General features: G+C 39.8%; 19 protein-coding genes and 1 riboswitch. Of the genes, 13 read left to right on the top strand and 6 right to left on the bottom strand.

The window, feature by feature from the left end:
* Positions 1-244 precede the first annotated feature (244 nt).
* On the top strand, positions 245-1,918 hold the full coding sequence (locus LG336_RS27005) for a transposase (RefSeq protein ID WP_404328761.1): 1,674 nt from the start codon (positions 245-247) through the stop codon (positions 1,916-1,918).
* A gap of 349 nt (positions 1,919-2,267) precedes the next feature.
* On the opposite strand, the gene LG336_RS27000 is transcribed toward LG336_RS27005, so the two are convergent.
* Entirely contained in the window at positions 2,268-3,635 is a 1,368-nt protein-coding gene (locus tag LG336_RS27000; protein ID WP_404330558.1) for an S-layer homology domain-containing protein, read from the bottom strand.
* Positions 3,628-4,827, bottom strand: coding sequence for a lysophospholipid acyltransferase family protein (locus LG336_RS26995; protein ID WP_404330557.1), 1,200 nt, complete (start codon positions 4,825-4,827; stop codon positions 3,628-3,630). Before LG336_RS26995 ends, LG336_RS27000 begins: the two co-directional genes overlap by 8 nt.
* Before the next feature lie 394 nt (positions 4,828-5,221).
* Between LG336_RS26995 and LG336_RS26990 the strand changes: the two genes are divergently transcribed.
* Complete coding sequence (locus LG336_RS26990) at positions 5,222-6,553, top strand: hypothetical protein (RefSeq protein ID WP_404330556.1); 1,332 nt, start codon at positions 5,222-5,224, stop codon at positions 6,551-6,553.
* A 138-nt stretch (positions 6,554-6,691) separates the two neighbouring features.
* Here the strand turns inward: LG336_RS26990 and LG336_RS26985 are convergent, their stop codons facing one another.
* Positions 6,692-7,864, bottom strand: coding sequence for an MFS transporter (locus tag LG336_RS26985; RefSeq protein WP_404330555.1), 1,173 nt, complete (start codon positions 7,862-7,864; stop codon positions 6,692-6,694).
* Positions 7,865-8,126: 262 nt separating this feature from the next.
* A riboswitch (SAM riboswitch) is annotated at positions 8,127-8,236 on the top strand.
* A 305-nt stretch (positions 8,237-8,541) separates the two neighbouring features.
* On the opposite strand from LG336_RS26985, the gene LG336_RS26980 reads away from it, so the two are divergent.
* The 5 genes from LG336_RS26980 to LG336_RS26960 all read left to right on the top strand — a co-directional run bounded on the left by LG336_RS26980 (position 8,542) and on the right by LG336_RS26960 (position 14,093).
* Positions 8,542-9,870 (top strand): Na+/H+ antiporter NhaC family protein, encoded by a 1,329-nt coding sequence (locus LG336_RS26980; protein ID WP_404330554.1) that lies wholly within the window; start codon positions 8,542-8,544, stop codon positions 9,868-9,870.
* Between the two features lie 462 nt (positions 9,871-10,332).
* Complete coding sequence (locus LG336_RS26975; RefSeq protein ID WP_404330553.1) at positions 10,333-11,562, top strand: FprA family A-type flavoprotein; 1,230 nt, start codon at positions 10,333-10,335, stop codon at positions 11,560-11,562.
* A 238-nt stretch (positions 11,563-11,800) separates the two neighbouring features.
* Positions 11,801-13,024 (top strand): NAD(P)/FAD-dependent oxidoreductase, encoded by a 1,224-nt coding sequence (locus LG336_RS26970; RefSeq protein WP_404330552.1) that lies wholly within the window; start codon positions 11,801-11,803, stop codon positions 13,022-13,024.
* 18 nt (positions 13,025-13,042) lie between these two features.
* The gene (gene rd / locus LG336_RS26965; RefSeq protein ID WP_404330551.1) at positions 13,043-13,207 is read left to right on the top strand and encodes a rubredoxin; all 165 of its coding nucleotides are present in this window, start codon (positions 13,043-13,045) and stop codon (positions 13,205-13,207) included.
* 163 nt (positions 13,208-13,370) lie between these two features.
* Positions 13,371-14,093 carry a Crp/Fnr family transcriptional regulator gene (locus tag LG336_RS26960; RefSeq protein WP_404330550.1) on the top strand — a complete coding sequence of 241 codons (723 nt, stop codon included), beginning with the start codon at positions 13,371-13,373 and terminating at the stop codon, positions 14,091-14,093.
* 54 nt (positions 14,094-14,147) lie between these two features.
* Here LG336_RS26960 and LG336_RS26955 read toward each other — a convergent pair whose 3' ends face one another.
* Positions 14,148-14,900 carry a DUF4230 domain-containing protein gene (locus LG336_RS26955; RefSeq protein ID WP_404330549.1) on the bottom strand — a complete coding sequence of 251 codons (753 nt, stop codon included), beginning with the start codon at positions 14,898-14,900 and terminating at the stop codon, positions 14,148-14,150.
* Positions 14,901-15,388: 488 nt separating this feature from the next.
* Here LG336_RS26955 and LG336_RS26950 point away from each other — a divergent pair, with 488 nt between their 5' ends.
* From LG336_RS26950 to LG336_RS26940, 3 genes are all read left to right on the top strand, one after another.
* A complete protein-coding gene (locus LG336_RS26950) occupies positions 15,389-16,576 on the top strand; it encodes a hypothetical protein (protein WP_404330548.1) in 1,188 nt (395 codons plus the stop codon).
* Positions 16,577-16,593: 17 nt separating this feature from the next.
* Positions 16,594-17,178, top strand: a complete 585-nt coding sequence (locus tag LG336_RS26945; RefSeq protein WP_404330547.1) for a hypothetical protein — start codon at positions 16,594-16,596, stop codon at positions 17,176-17,178.
* Positions 17,179-17,747: 569 nt separating this feature from the next.
* On the top strand, positions 17,748-18,938 hold the full coding sequence (locus LG336_RS26940; RefSeq protein ID WP_404330546.1) for a class I SAM-dependent rRNA methyltransferase: 1,191 nt from the start codon (positions 17,748-17,750) through the stop codon (positions 18,936-18,938).
* Between the two features lie 50 nt (positions 18,939-18,988).
* Here LG336_RS26940 and gdhA read toward each other — a convergent pair whose 3' ends face one another.
* On the bottom strand, positions 18,989-20,368 hold the full coding sequence (gdhA, locus tag LG336_RS26935) for an NADP-specific glutamate dehydrogenase (RefSeq protein WP_404333297.1): 1,380 nt from the start codon (positions 20,366-20,368) through the stop codon (positions 18,989-18,991).
* A 171-nt stretch (positions 20,369-20,539) separates the two neighbouring features.
* On the opposite strand from gdhA, the gene LG336_RS26930 reads away from it, so the two are divergent.
* The gene (locus LG336_RS26930) at positions 20,540-21,454 is read left to right on the top strand and encodes a LysR family transcriptional regulator (RefSeq protein WP_404330545.1); all 915 of its coding nucleotides are present in this window, start codon (positions 20,540-20,542) and stop codon (positions 21,452-21,454) included.
* Between the two features lie 102 nt (positions 21,455-21,556).
* Here the strand turns inward: LG336_RS26930 and LG336_RS26925 are convergent, their stop codons facing one another.
* Complete coding sequence (locus LG336_RS26925; RefSeq protein WP_404330544.1) at positions 21,557-22,570, bottom strand: DUF1646 family protein; 1,014 nt, start codon at positions 22,568-22,570, stop codon at positions 21,557-21,559.
* A gap of 552 nt (positions 22,571-23,122) precedes the next feature.
* Here LG336_RS26925 and LG336_RS26920 point away from each other — a divergent pair.
* Positions 23,123-23,815, top strand: a complete 693-nt coding sequence (locus LG336_RS26920; RefSeq protein WP_404330543.1) for a response regulator transcription factor — start codon at positions 23,123-23,125, stop codon at positions 23,813-23,815.
* Positions 23,793-26,012: a histidine kinase dimerization/phospho-acceptor domain-containing protein gene (locus LG336_RS26915; RefSeq protein WP_404330542.1), complete on the top strand. Its 2,220-nt coding sequence runs from the start codon at positions 23,793-23,795 to the stop codon at positions 26,010-26,012. Before LG336_RS26920 ends, LG336_RS26915 begins: the two co-directional genes overlap by 23 nt.
* Positions 26,013-26,023 lie beyond the last annotated feature (11 nt).

The raw sequence follows: 26,023 nt of genomic DNA, 5'->3' as shown, positions 1-26,023 counted from the left end.
AGATTCTCCCGTTAAATGCAAAATGGAGTTCGTTTTAGGGGAAATAAGGGGAGTTTTTCCGCTTATGATATAAAAATCCCCCCTTTTTCTCGTTTTTTGAGTGAATAGGGGGAATATCGAGACCGTCGATTAACTAAAAAAATCTCCTTCTTCACAAACTTTTTCAAAATCCTTTAATTTACTCATCACCTCATTCCATATGTACGGTAAAATTTAGATATATCTTATGTATGGAGTGATCGTGATGGCGCACATTCAATATAAAACATTTGGTCAGTTAACCTTTTCAGATTATGAAGTCTTCTCTTCAGTTCCTCCACATCCTTTCTGGAGCAGAGTCGAACAAGTGGTTGACTTTTCCTTTGCAGATCAACTCTGTGCACCCTTGTATTCCCCCCAAGGACAACGTCCTTATGCTCCTTCCTTAAAATTAAAGATTCATTTTGCGCAACGCTATCACAATTACTCTGATCGTGAAATGGAAGAGGCCATACTTTATCATCTCCATTTAAAACGTTTTTTGGGAGTACCTGTATCTTTTAACGGATTCGATCATAGTACTTTAGGACTCGACCGAGATCGTATGGGTTCTGCCATTTTTGATGCCTGTCATCACCATGTTCTTTCCCAAGCTTTGGCCAAAGGGCTATGGGGGAAAGAAAATGATCGCTGGCTTATTGATTCCTTCCATACGTATGCGAACATTGCGAAGGTGGGGGCTTACCGTTTAATCCAACAAGGAATCCTTCAACTTGTTCAACACATCAAACGTACATATCCGAAATTGTATACCTCACTTTTACAAGACTGTGCGCTCAACAGCTTTCTGAAACGACTCTCCGAGCGAACTCCTGAAAAGGATCGATTGGTCTTATTTAGCCGCCTGGTGGTGGAAGCCTATAGTCTGTTACATTGGCTAGAAAGCGAAAAGGTAAAACCTTTATTCTGGACATGGGGGAATGCAAAACAGCAGCTTCGTTGTTTGGAGCTTCAAGCCATCCTCTATCAAATTTTACAAGAGAACACCAAACCGATTGATCCAGATAAGCCCGAAGGTGCCGAACAGGAACCACTTCAATACCAAGAATTATCCAAAAAAGAAAAACCACAAGATCGGATCCGAAGTGCCTATGATCCAGATGTCCGGAGTGGATACAAATCAAGATCCTTGAAATTTACCGGAGATAAAGTCCAAGTCATAGAGTCAAGAGAGAACGGATTAATCTTGAATACTGAACCCATTCCAGGGAACGAGTGGGATGGAGAACGTCTTGCCCCGATGGTGGAGGAAGTGATCGATTATCACGGGATAGTACCAAAACAACTTATCGGTGATACGTCCTATGGCACAGGTGAAAATCGTCAGAAAATACAAGAGATGCAGATTTTACTGACCGCTCCTATACAAAAATATACAAACCCAACGGGTTTGTTAGAAAGCGATTGGTTTGTTTATGATGCAAAATTGGACGAGGTCACCTGTCCTCAAGGGTACTCGACTTCTATAAAAGTGCGAAATAACCCTAGTCAAGGCCATCAATTCAAATTCGAAGAGAAAACTTGTCAAACTTGCCCACTATTTGAACAATGTACGACCAATAAAAAAGGTCGAACCGTCTTTATCAGTGATTTTTATGAAATCATGGAACAAGGAAAATCCTATAATCTAACCGAAGCTGGAAAGAGTGCATTAAGGGCTCGATACGATGTGGAAAGAACGAATCATGAAGCTGCCAACCATCATGGACTCAGGAAACCAAGAACAAGAGGGCGAGAATCATTAAGGATCACGTCCAAATTAACGGCGATGGTGATCAATGTGAAAATTATGGTAAAGAAAATAGCTGAACCCATCCAGCCCATTTATCGTTACAAAAAATACGAAAAACGGGCGAAGGCCTCCGTCTGCCCAAATTAGGAAAATCAGGACAAGTAGAAGGCCTTTGAAAGGAATAATACATAAAAATCAATGAAAGTTTGTGAAAAAATCCATTGAAATTCACAAAGTATGTGAAATAAGGGTTAGAAGCGATATAAACTACAACTTAATCGACGGTCTCATATCTCCCTTTATTTAAGTTATTTTTAAGGAAATTAACTAATTAAGGGGAATTCTTCCCCCTATTATTGTTAAGAGTCAAAGAAGGAAAGTAGGAAGAACGTTAAAAGCAGGGCAAATTCCAATATGGTTGCCCTGCTTTTTCTTATGTGAATTGCTATGCTATTTTACCTGTTCCCCTTAAAAGAAAAGGCATTAGTTCATATGCTCATCCTGCCTTCATCCTAGTTCTATAAAGCAATAAAGCAAGGAGAAGAAGAAAGTAAACGAGCAATATGAAGAAGGTATAAACATACATTATCGGTTCGTTTTGGATAAAACCGACAACAGGAATATTCAATATCAATAATAAAACAAAGCCAAACAGAATGGCGGATGCACTACCGGTCACCAAGTTTTCCGTTGTATTGGATTGAAATTTCGGGTCTACAGCTTTTACAAGGGCTAGGCCTGTTGAAATGGTTCCTGTGAGCATTCCATAAAAGCCAAGTACATTTGTCAACCTGTCCTCAGGAAACACGCGGGGAACAATCCACAGTAAAAAGCCAATCGTTATGACACCACCCGCAGTTGTTAACAGTAAAATAGGTACTAAATATTCACCAAGAGCATAGATAGAAATCGCTGAAATAGATGCAGCAATCATATAGTCAAAGGAAAAACCTGAAATCCGTTGTAATAAATGATTATTAGGAGAATGCTCTAATGTAAATCCAGCAGCTTGCCATTTATTAAGAATCATCCTAAAAAGGACGGCATATAGGCTGCCGATGATGAAGTGGAAACCAATAAGCAGTTGAGCCAATGTAACCCCGTAGGTTCCTAAAGGGGTCAGGATTTTTTCTACACCAAATAGCGTTAAGTAAGTGACAAGATAGATGGTACCTATTAAGGCAATTTGATAGGTAAGTTTATCAATGGCATCGCTCAAAGGAATTTCATCCGGCTCCATTTTTTCTAATAAGAGTTGATTCTCTTTATTAGGTCTAGCAAACTCTTGTTTGAATTTTCCTCCTCGAACTAAAAAGTTCATAAGAATGATTCCTACAACAGTTGCCCATATGAAACCGATACCCGCAATGGTTAATCCAAGATTCCCCCCACCCTCAAGTCCAAGTTTTTCCCACTGAGTTCCAATGGAGTAAGCCTGCCCTGGACCTTGACCAAACCCAAGTGGCAGAAGCAAGCCCACGCCTGGAAATAATTCAGGGTAAAGAGAGATCCCTAATAACAATAAGAGACCAAAGCCAACTAAGCCTTGAATCAAATAAGTGGAAACGATTAGCATTCCAGAGTTCATAATGGCAGGACTACTTTGAACATTGCGTTCTTTTAAAGAAAGAGCGATAAAGCCGATGCCCATTAAGTGATAGACTAAGTTTCCTAACAAATCTACATCAAAGGAAATCCATCCTAGGATTTCTGAGCCTAACATTAAGCCGAGGAAGCCGGCAATCATCGAGGTAGGAACAATAAGTTTTCTTAAAAAGGGTATCCTTGCTTTTAAAATAGCAGCAATGACCATCAACAAGGATAATAGAGAAAAATCCAAAATAATGGCCCATGTATCATTCATTATTAGCGCTCCTAATATCTAATAGTATTGAGGTCTTTATGACTTGAAGCCATTTATAGGCTGACGTTCTAGGCTGATAGAATTCAATTTGATATTGCTTATGATCAGTAAAAAACTCAAGATGATGGTGGAGATGAATATTCACTCCCTCAAGATCCTTAAAAGCAAAGGAATACGATTTGCCTTCATCTGAGACAAGGGTCATCCCACCTTCAGTCCAATTCAGGTTTCCTTGGCAGATAAAAGCGAAAGGTTGGTCAGTATCCGCTGAAAAGAGTTTTACATGGTCTTTTAAGGAAAACGTATAGGTCGATTCAGACATCCTAGCCTCTAGCCACTCTAATTGCCATTTATTCCATGCAGATGGAGTGAGAAAATGCAAAGGGTGCTTTCCCTCTTCAAAGGTCCCAAAGGGAGTATAACGAACAGTATATTCACAGTTTTTACAGTGAAACAGTTGATTGTTAGACTCAAGTTGACCTAGATGCTCACAATGCGGGCAAACAAATAGATAACGTTCTAAATAGTGTGCTAGATTAGCTCCAATAAAAGGAATCTGTTTTTCTGCCTGCCATTTCATTTCATCATGGGCAAGTGCTTCTGTAAGCATCTGGTGAATGGTCTCAGGAGTTTCATTGGTTAGTTCTACTTTATCCCACTTCTTAACGAATGAAATGGATATTAGACCCTTACGATGATCAACAGCCCATCTAGGATGGCTAAGATGCCCGCCAGAAATGGTCGCAATGATAACAGGAACATTCAACATTTTAATTAACTTTGCGGTTGCAGGCGTGAGGGGTTCAGTGTTGCCATCCCAATTCCTGTTTCCCTCAGGAAACAGCCCGATTACCCGATTATGTTTTACCGCCTTCCTCATACTACGAATTGTCCGTGTATCGCTTTTAAACTTCGTTTTAGGAATGGCCCCTGTATAATCCAATACTCTTTTTAATAGGGGGTTCCGAAACAAGGAATCACCCGCAACAAAGGATATAGGTTCTTTTACAAACAAATTAAGATAAAGTGGATCCCAGTTGGTTACATGATTTGACAGAATGATATAGGGTGGTTGTAAATTTATCGTATCGTTGCGCTCAATGACAATCTTCGAACGACGATTGAGGTAGGTACGAATCATGGATAACAGGAAGGAAGTCATCATTTTACCCGGCTTTTGTTCAATGCTCATGATTGCACTCCTAGTATAAAAAATTTCATGAATACCTTAGTTATACCATAAAGACAGCCATCTATGAGGGCGGTTTTTGTTTTAGTGTTTTTTTAGGCTCTTTTCTCAAACTTTGTTGCTCTTGGATAAAAATAGGTTGGATTTAACTTGGTTCACTACAAATTAGCCTTTTAATAATGAGAAAAGAGCGTGGAAACTTACCTATAACGTACGAAATAGCTTATCTTGCGTTAAAATCGGCATTAGGTAGTAAAAATCGACTTTAAAATTTTTACAATTTTAACAACAATCTTTACGAAAACAGCCTTTTTTAAACAAATCAATTGTAAAGCTTAGGTTTTGGACTTACGATGAATATAAAGAGATTAAGGTGGGTTTTTGGAGGAGAAGTGAGATGAGAAGTTACTTGATTTTGGGGATGTGTGCCTTATTCATCATACAATATTTTGCTCAAGTACAGTGGCTACAATATGTTGTGTTCATAATGGCTTTGCTAGCCTTTATTGGGAGTGCCGTTAATGCCGACCGTTTTCCACGGTTATTAGGAATCTTGATGATGACCACAGGGCTTATTATGGAGTGGAGTAAAGGAACTGGTTTTGGTGGGGTTAATCAAGGAATCTTTTTGATTCTCCCGCTAATTTGTTTAATTACATTAGCACCGCTATTATCCATTCCGCTTAAAACTGGTGGGTATTTTGAGGCTGTCTCAAGTTTGCTGCACCGATTTTTGCATCAACCAAGAAAACTATACGCGGGGATGACTGGAACCTTGTTCTTTCTGAGTCCTATCTTGAACCTTGCCTCTGTCAGGATTCTAAATGAGTTTATCGAAGAACTAAAGCTTCCATCAGCAATGTCTGCAAAAGGCTATCTTGTTGGTTTTACCACTGCATTGACGTGGTCACCTTATTTTGCCTCTGTTTCGTTGGTCCTCCATTATTTAAATGTGCCTTTTAGTGAATATATTTTGTACGGATTAGGTTTGTCAATCATGTTGTTAGTTGTCGGGAATCTTCTATTTGCCTTATGGGAGAAACGGAATCCAATCGATTACGAAGCAAGTTCCGGTGGGACAATAGATAGGCAACACCAGAATCGTTTGGTTAAGCTGGGTCTTTTCGTTATCCTGCTTATGAGTATTTGTTTGACGATTGAAAAGTTAACGAGCTGGTCAATGATCGTCATTGTTTGTCTCATTTCCGTAACGGTTCCAGTTGTAAATGCGTTGAAACCCGTGAATCGAAAGAAAATGCGTCCCCTATTAATCGATTTTCGCGATCGTACCGTCCCAATAATGAATAATGAAATTACCCTTTTTATGAGCGCAGGGATGTTGGCATTTGCTTTACAAGGCACAAGTTTTGCAAATAAAGTGAGCTCCCTTCTTACTGGCCTTGCGAACGAGTCTTTCTTTTTATTTGCGGGTGCTGTTCTGCTGATTGTTCTTAGCATAACGTATATCGGGATTCACCAGATTGCCGTCATTGGCGCGTTAGCGATGCAGTTAAAGGCAGAGGAGCTAGGAATGACGGATATAAGCTTAGTGATGCTCTTATTGCTTACTTGGGTCCTTTCAGCAGCTTTAAGCCCGTTCTCAGGTTTAAACCTGATGATAAGTCGCTTTTCGGGGATATCTGGGTTTCGCTTAGGAATCAATACGAACGGACTCCATCTATCCATTATAGCTATTATCGGAATCGCGTTTATATCCTTTATTGCATAGATTTCTTAATGGCTATTGTTGTTTACCAATAATCACGTTTTACCTGACTTACTCCACGGGGCAAGCCCACGTGGTTTTACGGGCAAATTCCATAACCATATATAAAAAAGGAAGCAGACTCAAACCTGCTTCCTTTTCCTAATTCTCAACTTGAACATTTCTTATCCGAACTTTGTATATTTGATAGAACAAGAAAGCAACAATGGATAAAAACATTCCGATCAAATAAGGTAAACCTATCGTGATAGAAAAGAGTAAGCCTCCAAGCGGAGGACCAATGATTCGACCAAGCGAATCGAATGAGGACAGAAGTCCTGTTACACTGCCATGTCCCGCAGAGGATGTTTTAGTTAGAAGGGAAGAGACACCAGGGCGAATAAGCCCATTCCCAATCCCAAATATCGTTAAGAAGAGAGCAGCAGTAAAAAAGTTTTTTGTAAATAAAATAAGACTAAAGCCTACGGCCGAAATAAAGATTCCTAACTGAATGACAAAGCCTTCCCCAAATCTCTTCGTCAGTTTGCCAACTAAACCACCTTGGACAACTGCCTGAGCTAATCCCATAATCATAAAAATATAACCAAGCTGTACGGCTTCTAGCCCCGCTGTTGCGGCAGCAAAGTAAGCATATGTGGCTTCAAGGCCTGCTAAAGATAGTGTTACAAATAATTGCAGGAAAAACAAAATGGAATTCGGCCCCTTTAAAGCTGCGGTAATAGATTGCCTTTTATTTGTTTCATGGGCTTTCCGCTGTTCTGACGTCAAGGATTCTTTTAAAACGAACATCACAAAGAAGAACGTTAGTAAGGATGAGCCACCAGCAAGATAAAAGGGAATATGTAAACTTTGTTCTGAGAATATACCCCCAATAGCTGGTCCGAAAATAAATCCAAGCCCTGTTGCCGCCCCTATGATCCCCATCCCTTTTCCACGGTCTTCTAGCGAGGTTACATCTGCTACATAGGCCATGACGGTCGGCATATTTGCTGAGGACAAGATTCCACCAATGATCCTTGCCGCAAAGAGCATCCATAGCTCTGTGGAAAAAGCCATCATAAAGAAGGAAAGAGAAAGACCAAGTATCCCGATCATAATCACAGGCTTCCGGCCAATCTTATCAGAGATTCTTCCCCAAACAGGCGCAAATAGAAGCTGCATGATGGAATAAACCGCCATTAATAAACCCAATTGTGTGGGAGAAGCCCCGATCTCCTCAGCATAAAATGGAAGTACTGGGATGATAATTCCAAAACCAACCATGACAAGAAACATAACCGCGAAAAGAATGGGTAATGTCTTTTTTGTTTCCATATGTACATTCACTCCAGTTTATCTAACGATATCATTTAATAGTCACTCTATTTTTTTACAATAAGCAATAATAGCTGTATGTTAAAAGAATGCTTTATGAACTTCATTATACACAACTAAGGTTGCTTATACCGAGCATTAAGCTGAAAAAAATCAGGAGTTCCTAAAAATTGGTTTTTACCTGTGGTAAAGTTTTGCTTGCTTTCCTAGCAAAAATACGGTAATCTATCAAATGTTCAATAACCATAATAATCTAATAATCTTCTTATCCAGAGAGATGGAGGGACTGGCCCTATGATATCTCGGCAGCGGAACTCAAGTGTTGAGTTGCTGTGCCAAATCCAGCAAGCAGAAATGTTTGAAAGATAAGAAGAGTGTTTAATCGATATGATTAAGACCTCTTCTTGTCTGTTTTAGGAAGGGGTCTTTTTGCTTTATAAGGCTCTTTTCTCAAACTTTGTTGCTCTCGGATACAAATTCGGTTAGATTAAGATTTGTTTCACTACAAAGTACCCTTTTAATAATGAGAAAAGAGCGCGCAAACTTCTTATCACGTACCAAATAGCTTATCTTGCGTTAAAATCGGCTTTAAGATTTTTACAATTTTAACAACAATCTTTACGAAAACAGCCTTATATAAAGGCCACTATCATAAGTCAATACTAGGAGGAATCATCATGGGAGTGGAGAGAAAAGGAAATGCATGGGCGTTACTGCCGTTTGCGGTCTTTTTAGTTTTATTTATTGGAACAGGATTGGTAACAGGGGACTTTTATGCATTTCCTGTGATTGTAGCCATTGCGATTTCAGCGGCAGTTGCTCTTGCTATGAACCCGAAAGAGTCTTTTGCGCATAAAGTAGATATCTTTTGTCGAGGTGCCGGGAACGGTAATGTGATGCTAATGGTTGTTATATTCTTATTAGCCGGAGCCTTTTCAGCAACAGCTAAAGGAATGGGTGCAGTGGATTCGACTGTTAACTTAGCATTATCCGTTGTGCCACAAAATTTACTTATGGTCGGAATGTTCGTGATAGCCTGCTTTATTTCTTTATCAATGGGAACATCTATGGGAACGATTGTGGCTCTGGCCCCGATTGGTGTCGGGATTAGCGAACAAACGGATATTTCCTTGGCGCTTTCAATGGCAGCAGTAATTGGGGGAGCAATGTTTGGAGATAATCTATCGTTTATTTCCGATACAACCATTTCTGCTGTGCGTTCGCAAAATACGCAGATGAAGGATAAATTTAAAGTCAATTTTTGGATTGTTTTACCTGCAGCCGTCATTACTTGTGTGCTTTTAGGTGTATTAACAATGGGCGAAAGTGCTCAAATTGCCCAGTATGAGTTTAGCTGGGTAAAGATTTTGCCGTATTTATTGGTGATTGTGACAGCGCTGATTGGAATCAACGTCTTTCTTGTTCTTGCATTAGGGATTGTATTTGCGGGAGCTGTAGGATTAGTGGATGGTAGCTATAAGCTGATGGGCGTTGTTCAAAGTATTGGGGATGGAATGGCAGGGATGTATGAGATTGCCTTTCTTGCGATCCTCATTGCTGGAATGGTTGAAGTGATTAAGCATAATGGCGGCATCGATTACTTGCTACATCTAGCAACAAGTAAAATTAAAACAAAAAAAGGGGCAGAGTTCGGGATTGCTGGCTTAGTTGGTCTAACAGATTTATCTACGGCTAATAACACAATTGCGATTATCATTACTGGTCCCTTAGCAAAGGATATTGCGGACCGATACGATATTGACCCCCGCAAATCATCAAGTATTTTAGATATCTTTTCATGTAGTGTACAAGGGTTGATTCCTTATGGAGGTCAAATCCTTGCGGCCACTGCGGTTGCCGGAATCTCACCAATCGCAGTTTTACAATACTCCTACTATCCAATCTTAATCGGAATATGTGGAATCATTGCTATCTTAATAGGGTATCCGAAATTTACTAGTAAAACTGCTAAACAGGCTAAATCTCTAAATTCTCAAGTGTCCTAACCAAAAAACACCTGATCATCTTTAATGATGGTCAGGTGTTTTTTTACTTTTTCTATTGTTTAAATAAAAAGAAGTTGATTGGCAAACTGTTGATTGGAGCGGAAGGCACGAAGACTCCTGCGGGAGTGCAAGGCCAAGGGAGACTCCGCAGGAGCGAAGCGACGAGGAGATAGAAAAGCGGAAGCGCCCTGTTCAGCCCCGACAAGCGCTGGAGGGCCGGCAGATGAAGTCGTTCTTTGACTTCAACTGACGGACCGAAGCGACTCGAGGGGCTAGGCGCTGGAGCTGGCCAGGCTTCCGGACTGCCCGCGAACCGCTCGTGCCTGGAGCGGAAATCAACTCCCTTTTCAAAGCTAATCTTTTTTTAAACTGTGATTCAAATCCTTATTTGAATGTAGCGGATGTTATAGGATGGTCTCAGATGGAAAAAACATATAACCAATCAACTGGAGGAAAAAATAGATGAACCACATTACACTAGCTGAAAATACGTACTTAGTAGGAAAAAACGATACCCGTGAAGTTCCTTTCCACCGACTAATTTTAGCAAAAGGTACTACCTATAATGCGTATTTACTAAAAACAGAAAAACCAACCTTAATTGATACAGTGGATATGGAATTTGGCCGTGAATTTGTTGAGCATTTAAGCGAACTCATTGATCCAACTGAGCTCCACTATATCGTCATAAACCACACAGAGCCTGACCATTCAGGCGGTATGGCTGCACTTGCAGGAAGAGCTACAAATGCCATTATCGTCTGCACAGAGCCAGCTGTTGGGGAACTGAAAGAAATGTACAAAATGCATAACCGTGAGTTTCTTGTAGTAAAAGACGGAGATACCCTTGATATCGGTGGGAAAACCTTATTGTTTAAGGAAACACCCTATCTCCATACGGAAGAAACGATGATTACCTATTGCGTAGAAGATAAAATTCTTTTCCCATGTGATATTTTCAGTACGCATGTGGCAAATACAGAAATTTTTGCTGACCAAGCTGGCTTTGATATTACCGATGACTTTATCGGCTACTACAATGCGATTATTCACCCACACCGTAGATATGTAAGAACACTAATTAATGCTTTAGAAGGCTTAGATGTTCAAATGATTGCTCCATCACACGGTTATATTTTACGTGATGAAATTCAAAAGTATATCGGTCTTTATGCAACGATGAGTGCCGACAATGTGAACGATAAAAAAGTAACAATTGTTTATACAACCATCAGAAGCAATACGAAAAAGGTTGCAAATCACCTTCAACGTATTTTTGAGGAAAATAATATACAAGCAACCGTTTTTAATGCTGATAAATGTGAAAAAAGCGACATACTCGCGAGCATTAAAGAAGCAGATGCAGTCTTTATCGGAAGTTCCACAAAATATGCTGACATGATCGGTAACTTAGAAGAGGTCCTAAAAGACCTGGTTGAGATGGATCTTGAGGGGAAAATTGGTGCAGCCTTTGGTTCATATGGCTGGAGTGGTGAAGCAATTGAAGTCATCCAAGACTATCTCATGCAAACAAATATGAATGTGCAGAGCACTTCTCATGTCATTAAAACAACCGGTATGACACATGTAGAATTCCCAGTTCGCGTTCGTTTCTCACCTAAAGATGAGCAACTTAAGAAAATTGAGCATTCTGCAACCTTTGTCGCTGATTTATTACTAAGTGCTGTTTAATAAAGGCTATTTTCTCAAACCTTGTTGTTTACAGAGCTTAAATAGAACTTTAATGCCATGTTCTTCATTAAAAAATAGTTTTAGGGTTTGAGAAAAGAGCTGCAAACTAAGGTGTGAAGCACAGAATAGCTTTCCTTGCGTTAAAATCGGCTTTAGGTAGTAATAATCGGTTTTAAGATTTTTACAATTTTAACAACAAACTTTACGAAAACAGCCTTAATAGAAGGAGATGCGAGAAATGGCAAAAACGTACTGTATAATAGGCTCCGGTGTCGCCGCAGTAAATGCAGCAAAGGCGATTCGTGACCACGACAAGGAAGGGAAGATTCTAATCTTTGGATCAGAATCCTCTATGCCTTATAACAGAATTAAACTATCAAAAGACTTATTTTCTGACTTAACAAGCCCAAAGGTGTTGCTTAAAAAGGAAAAATGGTATGTGACACAACAGATTGAGCTATTAAATAAGGCGATTGTAAAAATAGATACCGACGACTATGTCATTACGACTGCAGATGGAGATATTTTTGCATACGATAAGCTTCTTATCTGTACCGGGGCAAAGAATAGGAAACTACCGATTGAAGGGGTAGACAAGCCTGGCGTGTTTACCATCCGTGAAATGCAAGAGGCAGAAGCCTTCAAAACGTTCATCTCTGACAAGGAAAGCGTTGTTAATATTGGGGGCGGGATACAAGGGTTAGAAACCGCTTGGTCTCTCCATCAAGCTGGGAAGAAAGTAACAATTGTTGAAGCTGCGCCAAGGTTAATGGCTAGACAGCTAGATGAAAAGACTAGCCAGTTGTTAAAAAATCGAATTGAAGAACTTGGCATCAAAGTCTATTTAGGGACAGGGATAGATCAAATCATAGGTGAAGAGAAGGTAGAGGGTGCGATCGCTGGTGAAACAACAATTGCATGTGATAGTGTCATTTACTCAATCGGTGTGATTCCGAATCTTGATTTGGTGAAGGATACGGAAATGGAAACAAATCGCGGAATTATCGTGAATGACAAAATGGAAACAAGTGTTCCAAATGTTTTTGCCGCAGGGGATGTAACTGAGCTAAATGGGGAAGTAGAAGGTCTTTGGGGCAGAGCGATGGATCAGGGGAAAGCAGCAGGAAACAATATGGCTTCAACTGAGTCTATAGCATACCAAAAAACCATTCCCCTAACTGTTTTCAATGCCTTCGATTTGCCTTTGTTCTCAATCGGTTTAGTAGATGAAGAACAATGTGATACAAGCATGGTAGAAGAAGAGGGAACTGAAAGGTATACAAGACTCTTTATTAAAGACAACAAAATCGTCGGAGTCATTTCTTTCGAAGGAGTTGTTGCTTCTATGCCATATAAAAATGCTATTGAAAACGAGGTATCTATAGAGGGAATCGACTTGAACAACCGATCAATCGCAGAATTAATGACAGAAGTGAAAGAAAGACAATCAGTATTAGCATAATTTTAGGAGGAAATGAAAATGAAAAAATACATTTGTAAACCATGCGGCTATATCTATGACCCAGCAATCGGAGACCCTGATGAAGATGTAGAAGCGGGCACAGCATTTGAAGACCTGCCAGAAGACTGGGTTTGCCCAATGTGCGGCGAAGATACCACTCACTTTGAAAAAGTAAAAGAATAAAGGATGTAGAAGTGCTGAACTTAACGGTTTAGCACTTCTTTGTTTGCTGAAGGGATGTGCATGTAGCTGAGGTGATTTAAGTCACTCCAGACCACCGTGCACAATGCTATATTTTTAGTAAGGAAACTAATACAAAAAAATAATTTCTTATTGGGTGATAAAAATGACAGAGCATAGTTGTACACGATGTGATCAATATAGTGATAGTGGGCCTTGTGCTAAGAAGGTACCTATTTTTGCTTCGTTATCTGGTAAAGAAATTTTAAAAGTAACAAAGATGATCAGCCATAGACAGTTTAAGAAGGGCCAAGCACTCATACACGAAGGGGCAAAGTCAGACAAACTATTTATTATTAATAAAGGCCAGGTAAAAAGGTCAAAATTCACGGTGAATGGGAAAGAACAAATCCTTGATATCATGACTTGTGGGGATTTCTTCGGAGAAATGAACCTTTTCAATGCGGAGGAAGCCAATAATTTTACGGCATACGCCATCGAGGAGACAGAAATATGTGTGTTAACGAAAGAGGATATTGATCGGATTATGGCCGCACATCCCGATATTGCCATAAAATTACTAAAAGAAGTAACAAAAAGACTAGCACATACAGAAAATTTGGCGCAAAACTTAGCTACAAAGGATCCAGAAGTTCGGATTGCACAAATGATTTTGGAGTACTGCCAAAAGTTTGGCGTAAAGGATAAAGAAGGAATACTGATTCAGTTACCAATAACACGTGAGGAAATTGCTAGCTATGTAGGGGTTACGAGGGAAACAATTAGTCGTAAACTCAGTAAATTCGAAGACTTAGAGTTAATCTCCATAGTGGGAAATAAACAAATCCTTGTAAGAGACGAGTATTCTTTAATGGAATATATCAAATAGACATAATGAAAAAGACAAGTAGTTTCCTGATTGATAGGGGACTGCTTGTCTTTTTTATGGAAGTCTATCGAATTCTATAATAGAGCGATAACCTAGTTGTTCAAAGAAGGAGCTGAGTACTTGAACCGCACTTTCCTCTGCTCTAGTTAATACTCCTAAATCGATTGCCTCTAGCTCTATTTGTTGTTTGGCTTTTGCAGCAAGGTCAAAGCCCTCATCCCACTGAACTTCACTTCGAAAGAGCCCTTCTTCCGAGTAGGTTTGAACCTTGTCCATCTGTATGGTGGGCTCTTGTATAAATTGGGCATGAGGAATTTTCAGGGAGATTTCTTTAGCTTCCTCATTTATAACTATATTTTTGGCAGACAGCTGCTGCAAATCTACACCGGCTAATACAGTAGCAGGGACGATTAGCAGTAGTGTCCGCTTCGTTCCGGGTATATTAACACTGATCTCTTTATTAAATATCTTATTATCTTCTACTTTAAGGACAGTTGTAACTTGTGCCTCAGCAGTAGCGAGTGTAGCTAAATCTCGGACACTTTCAATCATGCTAAAGCTTTCAGTCTTAAGGGTACTTCCCGCAAAGAGCTTTGTGTATGTAAAAACTCCTATACCACTAATAAGTAAAAGAATCATCACAATGGAGACCATACGTATAATCAGTTTTAGCCTAAAGAAGAGGAAGAGGGGAGGGCGCTTTCTATTATTCTCCAGTGCTATAGTAGCGGCCGTTTCATGAATGCCCTTCTGAGCCTCATGTTCTGATAATCGAGTGGCTCTCCTAAACTCTTTTTTATTGCTCATGATGTAGGTCCCCCAATAAAACGACTTATATAGACATCATAACAAAAGATTCGATAAAAAACCCTAATCAATTATAGAAAGAGGAGTGGAGTTCTTTAAGGGTAATCTATTATATGAACAGAGCTATTACTATAAGTAAGTAATGCCGTGTAAAGAAACTGTTTTTTGGTGATTCGGTCCGGTTATAGTGGGAAGTAGGGGAGGGGACTACAGAGGAGGGATATGTAAATAAATAGGAAAAAATGAAGATGTAAACAATAATGTATACTTGTAAACAAAATGTAAACATTGTGTATACAATGATGTTTACAAGTATACAAAAGTGTATACATGTTGTTATACAGGGATGTGTACACTTTTGTGTACATGTATACACTTTTGTACTAATTGTATACAAAAATGTATACAACTAAAGTAGGATTGACCAATTGGATATCTTGCTATAATCTGTAAATATTAGAAATTAATATTTTGAGAGGATTGATAAAATGAGTACTAGTAGAATTTGTGCTGTTGACGTTGGAAATGATGCTGTTAAAGCAGTGTTTGGAAAATTAGATTATGAGCTTTACATACCGAATGTGATTGCGAGAGATACTGCAGACCGTCCAGTTATTGGAATTGAAGATTTAAATGAGAAGAATCCACTTGACGGAATTCATATAAGAGTACACTCCCCTGCCCTAATGGATAACAACGTCATTTACCGTGTAGGGGACTTGGCTACGAAAAGTGATAATGCTAGTGAACTAGATCCAGGAAGCAGTAAGTCCGAAGAAGACCAAACGCTTGTTATGCTTTTTGCCACTCTAGCACTGGATGCTGTTCGCGAAGAAAATGCTTCTATTTTTAAAAGAAATAATAATGTAGTAGATGCGAACTATACATTAGGAACAGGTCTTCCATTACGTGAAGTCAAAGAAGGAAAAGATGTGGGCTACCGTTCGCAGCTTCTAGGATCTGTCCATCAGGTAGAGTTTCTAGTTACCCCTAAATATCAAGGTTTAAAGGTAAATATTAAGTTTGACCAAGTAAAAGTCTACCCAGAGGGTTTTGCTGCTTATATTAATCTAGTAATGGACAATGATTTAAACATCATTAACCGTGATTTAATTGATAAAAACATACTTATTCAGGATATTGGTGGATTATCTACAGATATCGCTGTCATTAAAAGTCGTAATGTGGATGATGATAAAGCACAGGGCTTTAACCTTGGTGTAGCTGAGGCTTTAGAGGCGATTAGAGAAGAAATTAGATCAAAGCATGGGGTTGAGTTAGATAGCCGTCGTGACGTTGTTGACATTATCACAAGGAAGAATGACCGCAACCATATTATGGTAAGAGGTAGCCGCACAAGTGTTCATGACATTACTGATCGGATTTTAGTAGACTTGGCGAAGAAGCAATACCGTCATTTACGAAATGTTTGGCAAAAGAACTCACAAACAGAGATTTGCTACTTTGTTGGCGGCGGTTCTATGGTCCTTAAGGAGTACCTCAAGACGCTTAATAATAATCTAGATGGCTACAACATTGAGTTCTTTGAAGATGAGAAGGAAAGCATTTGGATGATGGCAAATGCTTACTACAAATTAATCTCTGATTTTGTCCGTAAAACAGAGAAGGCAAATAAGCCAGCCAAAGAACCTGTAAAGCAATCTTCAAATAAGTAAGATGATAAGGTGATTTCATGGATAAAAAGGGAATGACAAACATCCAGAGGGGGCAGGCGATTACTTTCCGCCTCCCTTCCGATACCCCTGACCACATCTTAAAGCAGTTACAGAGGCTTAAGGAAAAGGAAAAGAGAAACTTTTCTAGTAAGATAGCTGAATTTGCTATTGAAGGCGTCGGAAACACCATTGCTAAAGAAAAAGAAACCGTTACGATTCCCCTTCCAAAGCAACTAAGTAAGGAACAACGAAACTGGCTGAAGCATTCCCATTCTGAAGCGATGTTAGGCACGATTGTCTATCAACTGCTTGCTGACCCAGTAAGGGCGGCTGCAATCCTTGCTACTTTGAATAGTAAGGCGCTCGACATAGATGAGGCCTTATACCTTCAGGAGGAGTTCCAGGAGGAGCAGGTGCCTGCTGAGGTAGAAGAAGTATCCAAAACAGTTGAGACCAAGCCAGATACCTTTGAGGACGATCTGATGGACTTTGATTGGGAGTCAGCGTTACAAGAACAAGCATCTTCAGTAGATGAATCCAATCAAGAGGACGAAGACGCCGATGACCTCCTTGGTGGTTTTTTGGCAAATATGAATAAGTAGGATTATTCGCATAGTAATTCGCACCAAAGTTAAAAAGCAATCTGGCAAGTAAATCAGAAAAGAAAAATGCTTGGAGACATTGGCTCCAAGCATTTTTTATTCCAAGATCAGCACCGGTTAGCGATTTCCTAACCTTCAGGAATTGCCAGCAAATAAACTACTAAAAATAAGGGGAGAAATTCCCGTTATCGACGAAATAGCACGAAAAATAGAGTAAATAGCGGGAAAAATTCCCCCTATGTACTTGAAAAACATGAAAATGGACCCTCTTACCTTGCTTTAGCGGGAAAAACTCCCCTTATATCCCCCGAACCAAGCTCTATTTTGCAGGTTAACGGGAAAAACTCCCCTTATTAAACAATCAGAGGTAACTCAATTAAGGATAAGAAAGACTGTCTGCTTCATTTATTTGCCTCTCAGACCCCCTGCTAGTAAAATATCATTTTATTCGAAATCTGAACCCGTTAGTTTTAAAATAGGTGGTCGATTTTTGAACAACTGCCGAAGTTGGAGATATCCTCTTAAAGCGGTATAATGGCAAGTAAAATCTATAAGATTGGACGGAACAAATGGAATATCGTTTAACAGTTAAATCAAAATATGTGAACAGATTCAAAAATGGATATCCGCTCATTTTTAAGGATGCCATACTAAATTTAAGTGATGTGCAAGAAGAAGGGTCAATCGTGAGGCTAGTTGATGAACGGAAGCAGTTTTTAGCCAAAGGCTATTACGGGAAACAAAATAAAGGCTTTGGCTGGGTATTAAGTAGAAATGAACAGGATCAGTTTGATCGGCATTTCTTTAAGCAAAAGCTTCAAGAAGCGATTAAACGGAGACAGCATTTGTACGATAATCCAGATACAACGGCTTTTCGAATTTTTAATGGAGAAGGCGATGGCATTGGTGGAGTTACCATTGAAAACTTCGCTGGCTATTATCTGATTCATTGGTACAGCCAAGGGATTTACAGCTTTAAGGATTCAATTATTGATGCATTAAAAGAATTAGTGGAATTTAAAGCGATTTATCAGAAAAAACGCTTTGATACGAAAGGTCAATACATTGAAGAAGATGACTTTGTTACTGGTGAGCGAGGAGAATTCCCTGTCATTGTAAAGGAAAATGGGATCAACTATGCGGTTTATCTAAATGAAAGTGCTATGGTGGGCGTCTTCCTGGACCAGAGGGACGTTAGAAGGACGATTCGTGACCAATATGCCAAGGGGAAGACGGTGCTTAATACCTTCTCCTATACGGGCGCCTTCTCGGTCGCTGCATCCTTAGGCGGTGCCGCAAAAACAACAAGTGTAGACCTGGCCAATCGCAGCCTTCCAAAAACGCAAGAACAGTTCCAAATCAATGGATTGGATGACCAGAAACACGATATCCTTGTCATGGATGTTTTCAAATACTTTAAATATGCCTCAAAGAAAAATCTTAAGTTTGATATGGTTATTCTTGATCCGCCAAGCTTTGCGCGCTCAAAGAAATTTGTTTTTAGTGCTGAGAAGGACTATAAAGACTTGCTAAAAGAGGCGATTGCGATTACGGAGAAAAACGGCGTCATAGTTGCTTCTACCAATGCTAGTAACTTCGATATGAAGAAGTTTAAAGGTTTTATTAAAACGGCCTTTAAAGAAAGCAATGAACAGTATAGTCTCGTAGAGGAGTTTTCCCTACCAGATGATTTTAGGACGATTAACGCCTTTCCTGAAGGGGATTATTTAAAGGTCTGTTTTATTAAGAAACATGGATAAGAAAGCAAAAAGGTGGAATCCGATTGGATTCCACCCTTTATTTTTTAAATTTAAATAACTCCTTGAGCGATCATAGCGTCAGCTACTTTGATGAAACCAGCGATATTTGCACCCATTACAAGGTTATCAGGTTGGCCAAACTCTTCAGCAGCTTGCACGCTGTTTTGGTAAATGTTTTTCATGATGCTCTGTAGCTTTTCATCGACTTCTTCGAATGTCCAAGTCATTCTCATGCTATTCTGTGACATCTCAAGTGCTGAAACAGCTACACCACCAGCATTCGCAGCTTTGGCTGGTCCGAATAGTACTTTGTTATCAAGGAATACATCAATCGCTTCCAAAGTTGACGGCATATTAGCGCCCTCACCAATCGCTTTTACACCATTTTCAACTAATGTCTTAGCGGAAGCTTCGTCAATTTCATTTTGCGTCGCACATGGTAAGGCGATATCGCAAGGGATAGACCAGATTCCGGTGCAACCTTCATAATACTCTGCCTCTGGGTGCTCGAGTACGTAGTCACTAATACGTCTTCTTTCAATTTCCTTTAATCGCTTAACAGTATCAAGTTTGATGCCATTAGGATCGTACACATAGCCATTTGAGTCACTACAAGCGATAACCTTTGCTCCTAATTGATAGGCCTTTTCGATCGCATAGATAGAGACATTTCCAGAACCGGAAACGACGACTGTGCTGTCCTTAAAGCCCACGCCTTTATCAGCAAGCATCTCTTCAACAAAATAAACAGTACCGTAGCCAGTAGCTTCAGGACGTGCTGGGCTACCGCCGTAAATAGGTGCTTTACCTGTTAAAATTCCAGCTTCATAGCCACCACGAATTTTCTTGTATTGACCAAATAGGTAGCCGATTTCACGCGCACCAACACCGATATCTCCTGCAGGAACATCGATATCTTGGCCAATGTGGCGATATAGTTCGCTCATAAAGCTTTGGGTAAAGCGCATGACTTCTCCATCAGATTTGCCTTTCGGGTCAAAGTCAGAGCCACCTTTTCCGCCGCCAATTGGCAAGCCTGTTAAAGAGTTTTTAAAGACCTGTTCAAATCCTAGGAATTTAATGATACTGGCATTAACAGAGGGGTGAAAGCGTAGGCCGCCTTTATAGGGTCCAATGGAACTGCTGAATTGCACACGAAAACCACGGTTTACTTGAACATTACCTTGGTCATCTACCCATGGAACACGGAAGGTAATCATTCGCTCAGGCTCTGAAATTCTTTCTAAAATATTGTGTTCGATATATTTTGGATATTTGGCGAAAATAGGAATAAGTGAATCAAAGATTTCCTTTGCTGCCTGGTGGAATTCATACTCATGAGGGTTGCGTTTTTTGACTGCTTCATATACTTCATTTACATAATTTTTAGCAGCTAGGATTTCGGGTGTTGAGGTATTGTTGATCATCATTGCCATATAGGTCTTCCTCCCTTGTTTTATAAAAAGTATATGTGAAATCCAGTAGGGAACTTTTTAGTGTTTTAATATGCTGAATTATAAAACTATTTTTTACCCTAATCAATATAAATAATAGATGAAAACAATGCCAATGTGAGATAATTAGCTGAGAGGTGGGAACAAATGGAGCTAAGACAAATTGAATATTTTATCGAAGTAGCAAAGCGTGAGCATGTGACGGAGGCCGCTCTAAATTTACATGTCGCTCAGTCTGCGGTGAGTAGACAAATCTTTAATCTTGAAGCCGAACTTGGGGTTGAGTTATTCATTCGAGAGGGAAGAAATGTGCGCTTGACGGCGATTGGCAGGAGTTTTTTGGAGCATATGGAACAAGCAAAAAAAGTTATTGATAATGCCAAGGGTGAAATTAAGGACTATCTTGACCCTGAGCGTGGAACCATTCGGATAGGTTTTCCAAGTAGTCTAGCTGCATATACGTTACCGACCACTATTTCAGCCTTTCGTGAACAGTATCCAAATGTAAAATTTGAGTTGAATCAAGGTTCCTATCATGAGTTAGTTGAAGGTGTGGTGAAAGGAGAATTTGATTTAGCTCTAATAGGTCCAGTGCCAAAACATGAGAAAAAAGTCACGGGGAAGACATTGTTTACTGAAAAAATCGTTGCCCTACTACCCACTAACCACCCTTTAGCTGAGCTTCCACATATCGAGTTAAACCAGCTACGAAATGATTCATTTATTCTATTTCCTAAAGGATTTATTTTACACGATATGATTGTGGATGCTTGTAAGCAGCAAGGCTTTAAACCTACTGTAAGCTTTGAGGGGAAGGATATTGATGCAATTAAAGGTCTGGTTTCTGCAGGTCTTGGAATCGCCCTCATCCCGGAAATTACTTTAATAGATAGTTTGCCGCGGTTAACAGTGAAGAAAAAGTTGGTTAAGCCAAATATAAGCCGTACGGTTGGAATCATCATTCCGAGTGAACGAAAACTTCTTCCGACGGAAGTGGTTTTTTATGAGTTTATTCAGGAGTTGTTTGCAAAAATAAACCAATTTCAAATTGACCTCTTTTGATTGATATGTAAAGCCCCTTTTTATAACGAGGGGCTCCCGACTGTCCTAAAGAACACAAAGTGTCTGGAGTGGAAATCAATCAATTGCCTCGTTTAATAACGTCTAATAAAAAACAAATAATACAAGAAAATAAATGGCCATTGTGTTTAAGCCAAGTGGTACAGCGAACTGAGCCCATTCTTTAGTGGTGATATTCAATTTTCCTGCAGCGATGATATTAGGGATGTTTCCTGGAATGAGCATTCCGCCACTAATAAGCAGTCCGAGCAAAATCACTTGAATGGTGTCTGACTCCATTGCCGGACTAATCTCGGCAGCAGCGAGCGTGGCATTGTCTAAAATGGCCGAAATCATATTGATCCAATATAAGATGGTTGGATGCAAATCAAGAATATAGGTTGTAATAAAAGGCTCAAATCCATTTCCGAGAAAGGTTAACCCCATAACAAATAGATAAATCTTTATCGAGCGGAATAATATTTGCTTGTAACTTTCCGGGTGTTGGTCCATATCCAACCCTTTTGCATTCTTCCGAGGATTCACGAAAAACATGGTTAAAATCCCGAACACTACTATTGCGGTGAAGACCTCTGGACCGATTAGCTTTAATAAATAAAAGAAGTCTTGATTTAGTTTTCCGACAGTGATGGTCGATAACGGTTCCCCAATCGGCGTTAACGCCGCCCCGAGGCCAATCGAGAAGCAAGCAATGATGGTAAAGCGAACACGAGATTGACGATTCAGTGGGAGACCATTTACGATAATCACCAAAATAATGGCCGCAATAATGGCCGTGATTAAACTTGATACAAGTCCTAAGACGATAACAGTTAAGCCAGCAAAAACGCGTGGAGATAATGCCCTGTTCAAGGCTTGAATGGATTTTTCAAGCTGGACATGCAGCCATTTCGTGAGGAGTCCAGCAATCAAAACAGCAATGGTAATCTTAATAGGATCGACAAGTGCCTTTCTCATTAAATCTGCATCCATAATTCCACTGACTGTTGCCGCCGCAACCCCCATAACAAATAAAAAAACCTCTAAATTCCGCTCAACCTTTTGTACAGTGAACGGCAAAAACAAGACCAACACTAAAATTATTAATAACCCCATCATGCTCCAAATCCTTTACAGTTTGATGTATAACCTATCCTATTAAAGACTTGTACAAAAAATCACTCTAAAGGGTGAAAATTAATAATTGGGACCTTTAGCTGATTTTTTGGTTTCTGGGCTTTTTGGTGCCCTAACGAGGGTGGGAATGACCAGGCGCATTGGAACCCTAACTGGGGTGCAAACAAGGAAGAAGGGTCACCAATAAGCTGTCTTGGAACTCTAACTAGGGTAGAAAAGCATGAGAAGGGTAACCAATAGGTGCTCTTGGAGCCCTATCTAGGGTGTAAATGAAGGAGAAGGGTCACCAATCATTTCCTTGGATCGTTTTATTCTCGAATGGCTGTGTTAATGTAAATTGATGATTTTAACAAGGTTGATTGGAGCTGGCCAGGCTCCCGGACTGCCCGCAAACCGCTCGTGCCTGGAGCGGAAATCAACAGCCTCTTTTAAAAACAACCTACCAATCTTAAGAAAGTCTTAAGAAAAATGGTCACCTTTCATTAAGATTTACTGTTTAAAATAAAGACAAGGTTGATGACAGGAGAGTGGAACATGGTTACATATAAGGTTCTAGTAGTGGATGATGATAAGGAAATTCGCGATGCGATTGAGATTTACCTTAAGAATGAGGGAATCACAGTTGTAAAGGCAAAGGATGGGATTGAGGCAATTGAAGTTCTAAATGAACAAACGATTCATCTGATTGTGCTCGACATCATGATGCCACGTTTGGACGGGATATCAACCGCTTTTAAAATTCGCGAAGAAAAAAATATTCCCATCATCATGCTAAGTGCCAAAAGTGAAGATACCGATAAAATCCTCGGCCTCCAGGTGGGAGCAGACGATTATGTGACCAAGCCCTTTAATCCACTTGAATTAATTGCTCGGGTAAAGTCACAGTTAAGAAGATATGTGACCTTAGGGACATTTGAAGGGGGCAACAAGGTCATTGATTTACACGGACTGACGATTGACCCTACTGCAAAGGAAATAACCGTCAATGGCGATGTGGTCAAGTTAACACCGATTGAATATCGCATCGTTGAATTGTTAATGAAAAATGCAGGGCGCGTGTTCTCGATTGATGAAATCTATGAACGCGTATGGAAAGAGCCTGGCATCAATGCAGAAAACACGGTTGCGGTCCATATTCGAAAAATCCGCGAAAAAATCGAAATTGATCCGAAAAATCCAAGGTATTTAAAGGTGGTATGGGGAATTGGCTACAAAATCGAGAAATAAAATCTTAAAACTAATTGCGGTAGTATGCTTGTTTACATATGGGATTAGTGGCGTTTTTACGACGGTTGTTTCAGGTGGTAAATACTTCAAAAATTATTATAATACCGACGAGTTTCGGCAGGAATATTATCAATTTGTCGACCTCTTAGCTCTCTTTGAATTAAAGAATCTACCTAAAGAAGAGGTGAAAAAAGCGATAACGGTTAGTGCCGAAGAGATTGAAGAACATCGCACACGCTATGGGGACCTAGCTAGCCAGATTGTCAATATCGAAGAACAGTATCGTTATAAGATTGAAGAAGCAGAAGGTGCAAACGAAGAGTTAGCGGATGTCTACCGAGCAGAACGTGACGAAAAAATCGCCGACATTACTGAAAATTTTAAGGACGACGACCATGTGCGGGACAAGATTGTAAAAGAGAAGGAAGAGCAAGTAGATGAGTATTTTCGAAATGTAGAAGAGTATCGTAGTCAATTTCTCCAATACAAGGACTCATTTCGTTATTATTTAAAAAATACTGAGAGTGGAGAAGTGATTACGAACCTAGCAGGGTTGCAGGATAAGCCTGTTGAGGGGCTTCTCAATAAACAAAATACGAATTTCATTCAGTATTACCCTAGCAAGGACACTGGCTATCTAACTGGTGAAGAGCACTATGTGTATGGCGATTATAATGATGTGATTTTACAGGTATATAAAGGACAGACCTTTGAAGGTGTCATTGGAGTACCAAAATCAAAAACAGCGAACAGTGTTGTAACAAGTTGGTCTAAAGATTACGAACAACGACAAACAGGGATGCTTATATTTGCCGCTACTAGTTTAGTTGCGCTTTTACTAAGCTGGTTTTTAAGAGGATGGGCAAGCATGCCGGTGGAGTTAGAAAGAAAACTGGTCCACTATTATAGCCGGGTTCCTATTGATATCAGAGCCATTTTAACAGGATTAACAGCGATTTTTGTATTGATAAGTTTCTTTTTAATAAATGACGCGATTCTTTACTTTAAATTTGGAGAGATTTTCATTGCCATGGTATTGGCCAGTTTTCTTATGCTTACATTATTCTTCCAAGGAAAATGGCTTTTAAGAGATTGGCAAGATGGGGTAGATCCGCAGTGGAAAAATTCAGAACAGCTTCAATTAGAGTGGAAAAAAAGCCTGATAAGTAAGCTTTACTCGCTGTTGAAAGAAGTCTTTTTAAACCGCAGCATTGGGGTTCAAATGCTTATTCTATTAAGTGGTGTCTTTTTACTAGGAGCTACTACGATTATCACCATCATTCAACCCGCTTTTATATTAGTCTTTGGCGTTCTTGTGATAGCAGGCATTTTTTCACTTATGGCCTTGTTAAAATTCACGGGCTATTTTAATAAAATAGTTGAGAATACCAATGAATTGGCGGGAGGTAAAATGGGAGCGGACCTACCTGTAAAAGGGAAGTCTGTGCTTGCCAAGCTTGCTGGGAATATCAATATTCTTAAGCATGGGGTAAAGAAGTCGAAAACCGAACAAGCCAAAAGTGAACGATTAAAAACAGAATTAATCACAAACGTCAGCCATGATTTGCGTACGCCGTTGACGTCGATTATCACGTATAGTGAGCTTTTAAAGACGCCAGATTTGAGTGAGGCCGACCGTGCGGCCTATATTGAAATCATTGATCGAAAGTCCCAGCGGTTGAAGGTATTAATTGATGACTTGTTTGAGGCTTCCAAAATGGCGAGTGGCAGTGTAGAACTTGTGAAAGAAAAGGTGGACCTTGTTCAATTGCTACAGCAGGCGTTGGCTGAGCACAATGGAGCACTTGAGAACGCAGGATTACAATTGCGTATTGCAACTCCAGATAAGCCAGTTTATGCTATGGTAGATGGGCAGAAACTATGGAGAGTGTTTGATAATCTTATTGGGAATATACTCAAGTATTCTTTAGAAAACACACGTATCTTTATCACCTTAAAACAGAATGATGGTGAGGCCAGCATTACTTTTAAAAATGTCACCAAATATGAATTAAGTGAGAATGTGGAAGAGCTGTATGAACGGTTCAAACGTGGTGATGAGTCCCGGAATACAGAGGGTTCCGGCCTTGGATTGGCGATTGCAAAATCGATTGTAGACCTCCATGAAGGGGAGATGGACATTGGTGTTGATGGGGACTTGTTTAAAGTGACGATTATATTAAAAAGCATTCAGTAGATTTGCACCAT

Source organism: Mesobacillus maritimus (assembly GCF_044803185.1).
Taxonomy (GTDB): Bacteria; Bacillota; Bacilli; order Bacillales; family Cytobacillaceae; genus Mesobacillus_B; species Mesobacillus_B maritimus_B.
The sequence above is the reverse complement of the archived record's forward strand: the minus strand, read 5'-3'. Positions and strand labels throughout refer to the sequence as shown.

Excerpts from the sequence above, each read along its gene's own strand:
- LG336_RS26980 (WP_404330554.1), top strand. The coding sequence starts at position 8,542 with ATGGGAGTGGAGAGAAAAGGAAATGCATGGGCGTTACTGCCGTTTGCG.
- LG336_RS26970 (WP_404330552.1), top strand. The coding sequence starts at position 11,801 with ATGGCAAAAACGTACTGTATAATAGGCTCCGGTGTCGCCGCAGTAAAT.
- LG336_RS27000 (WP_404330558.1), bottom strand. The coding sequence starts at position 3,635 with ATGAATGATACATGGGCCATTATTTTGGATTTTTCTCTATTATCCTTG.
- gdhA (WP_404333297.1), bottom strand. The coding sequence starts at position 20,368 with ATGATGATCAACAATACCTCAACACCCGAAATCCTAGCTGCTAAAAAT.
- LG336_RS27005 (WP_404328761.1), top strand. The coding sequence starts at position 245 with ATGGCGCACATTCAATATAAAACATTTGGTCAGTTAACCTTTTCAGAT.
- LG336_RS26930 (WP_404330545.1), top strand. The coding sequence starts at position 20,540 with ATGGAGCTAAGACAAATTGAATATTTTATCGAAGTAGCAAAGCGTGAG.
- LG336_RS26955 (WP_404330549.1), bottom strand. The coding sequence starts at position 14,900 with ATGAGCAATAAAAAAGAGTTTAGGAGAGCCACTCGATTATCAGAACAT.
- LG336_RS26940 (WP_404330546.1), top strand. The coding sequence starts at position 17,748 with ATGGAATATCGTTTAACAGTTAAATCAAAATATGTGAACAGATTCAAA.
- LG336_RS26950 (WP_404330548.1), top strand. The coding sequence starts at position 15,389 with ATGAGTACTAGTAGAATTTGTGCTGTTGACGTTGGAAATGATGCTGTT.
- LG336_RS26995 (WP_404330557.1), bottom strand. The coding sequence starts at position 4,827 with ATGAGCATTGAACAAAAGCCGGGTAAAATGATGACTTCCTTCCTGTTA.
- LG336_RS26945 (WP_404330547.1), top strand. The coding sequence starts at position 16,594 with ATGGATAAAAAGGGAATGACAAACATCCAGAGGGGGCAGGCGATTACT.
- LG336_RS26985 (WP_404330555.1), bottom strand. The coding sequence starts at position 7,864 with ATGGAAACAAAAAAGACATTACCCATTCTTTTCGCGGTTATGTTTCTT.
- LG336_RS26960 (WP_404330550.1), top strand. The coding sequence starts at position 13,371 with ATGACAGAGCATAGTTGTACACGATGTGATCAATATAGTGATAGTGGG.
- LG336_RS26975 (WP_404330553.1), top strand. The coding sequence starts at position 10,333 with ATGAACCACATTACACTAGCTGAAAATACGTACTTAGTAGGAAAAAAC.
- LG336_RS26920 (WP_404330543.1), top strand. The coding sequence starts at position 23,123 with ATGGTTACATATAAGGTTCTAGTAGTGGATGATGATAAGGAAATTCGC.
- LG336_RS26990 (WP_404330556.1), top strand. The coding sequence starts at position 5,222 with ATGAGAAGTTACTTGATTTTGGGGATGTGTGCCTTATTCATCATACAA.
- rd (WP_404330551.1), top strand. The coding sequence starts at position 13,043 with ATGAAAAAATACATTTGTAAACCATGCGGCTATATCTATGACCCAGCA.
- LG336_RS26925 (WP_404330544.1), bottom strand. The coding sequence starts at position 22,570 with ATGATGGGGTTATTAATAATTTTAGTGTTGGTCTTGTTTTTGCCGTTC.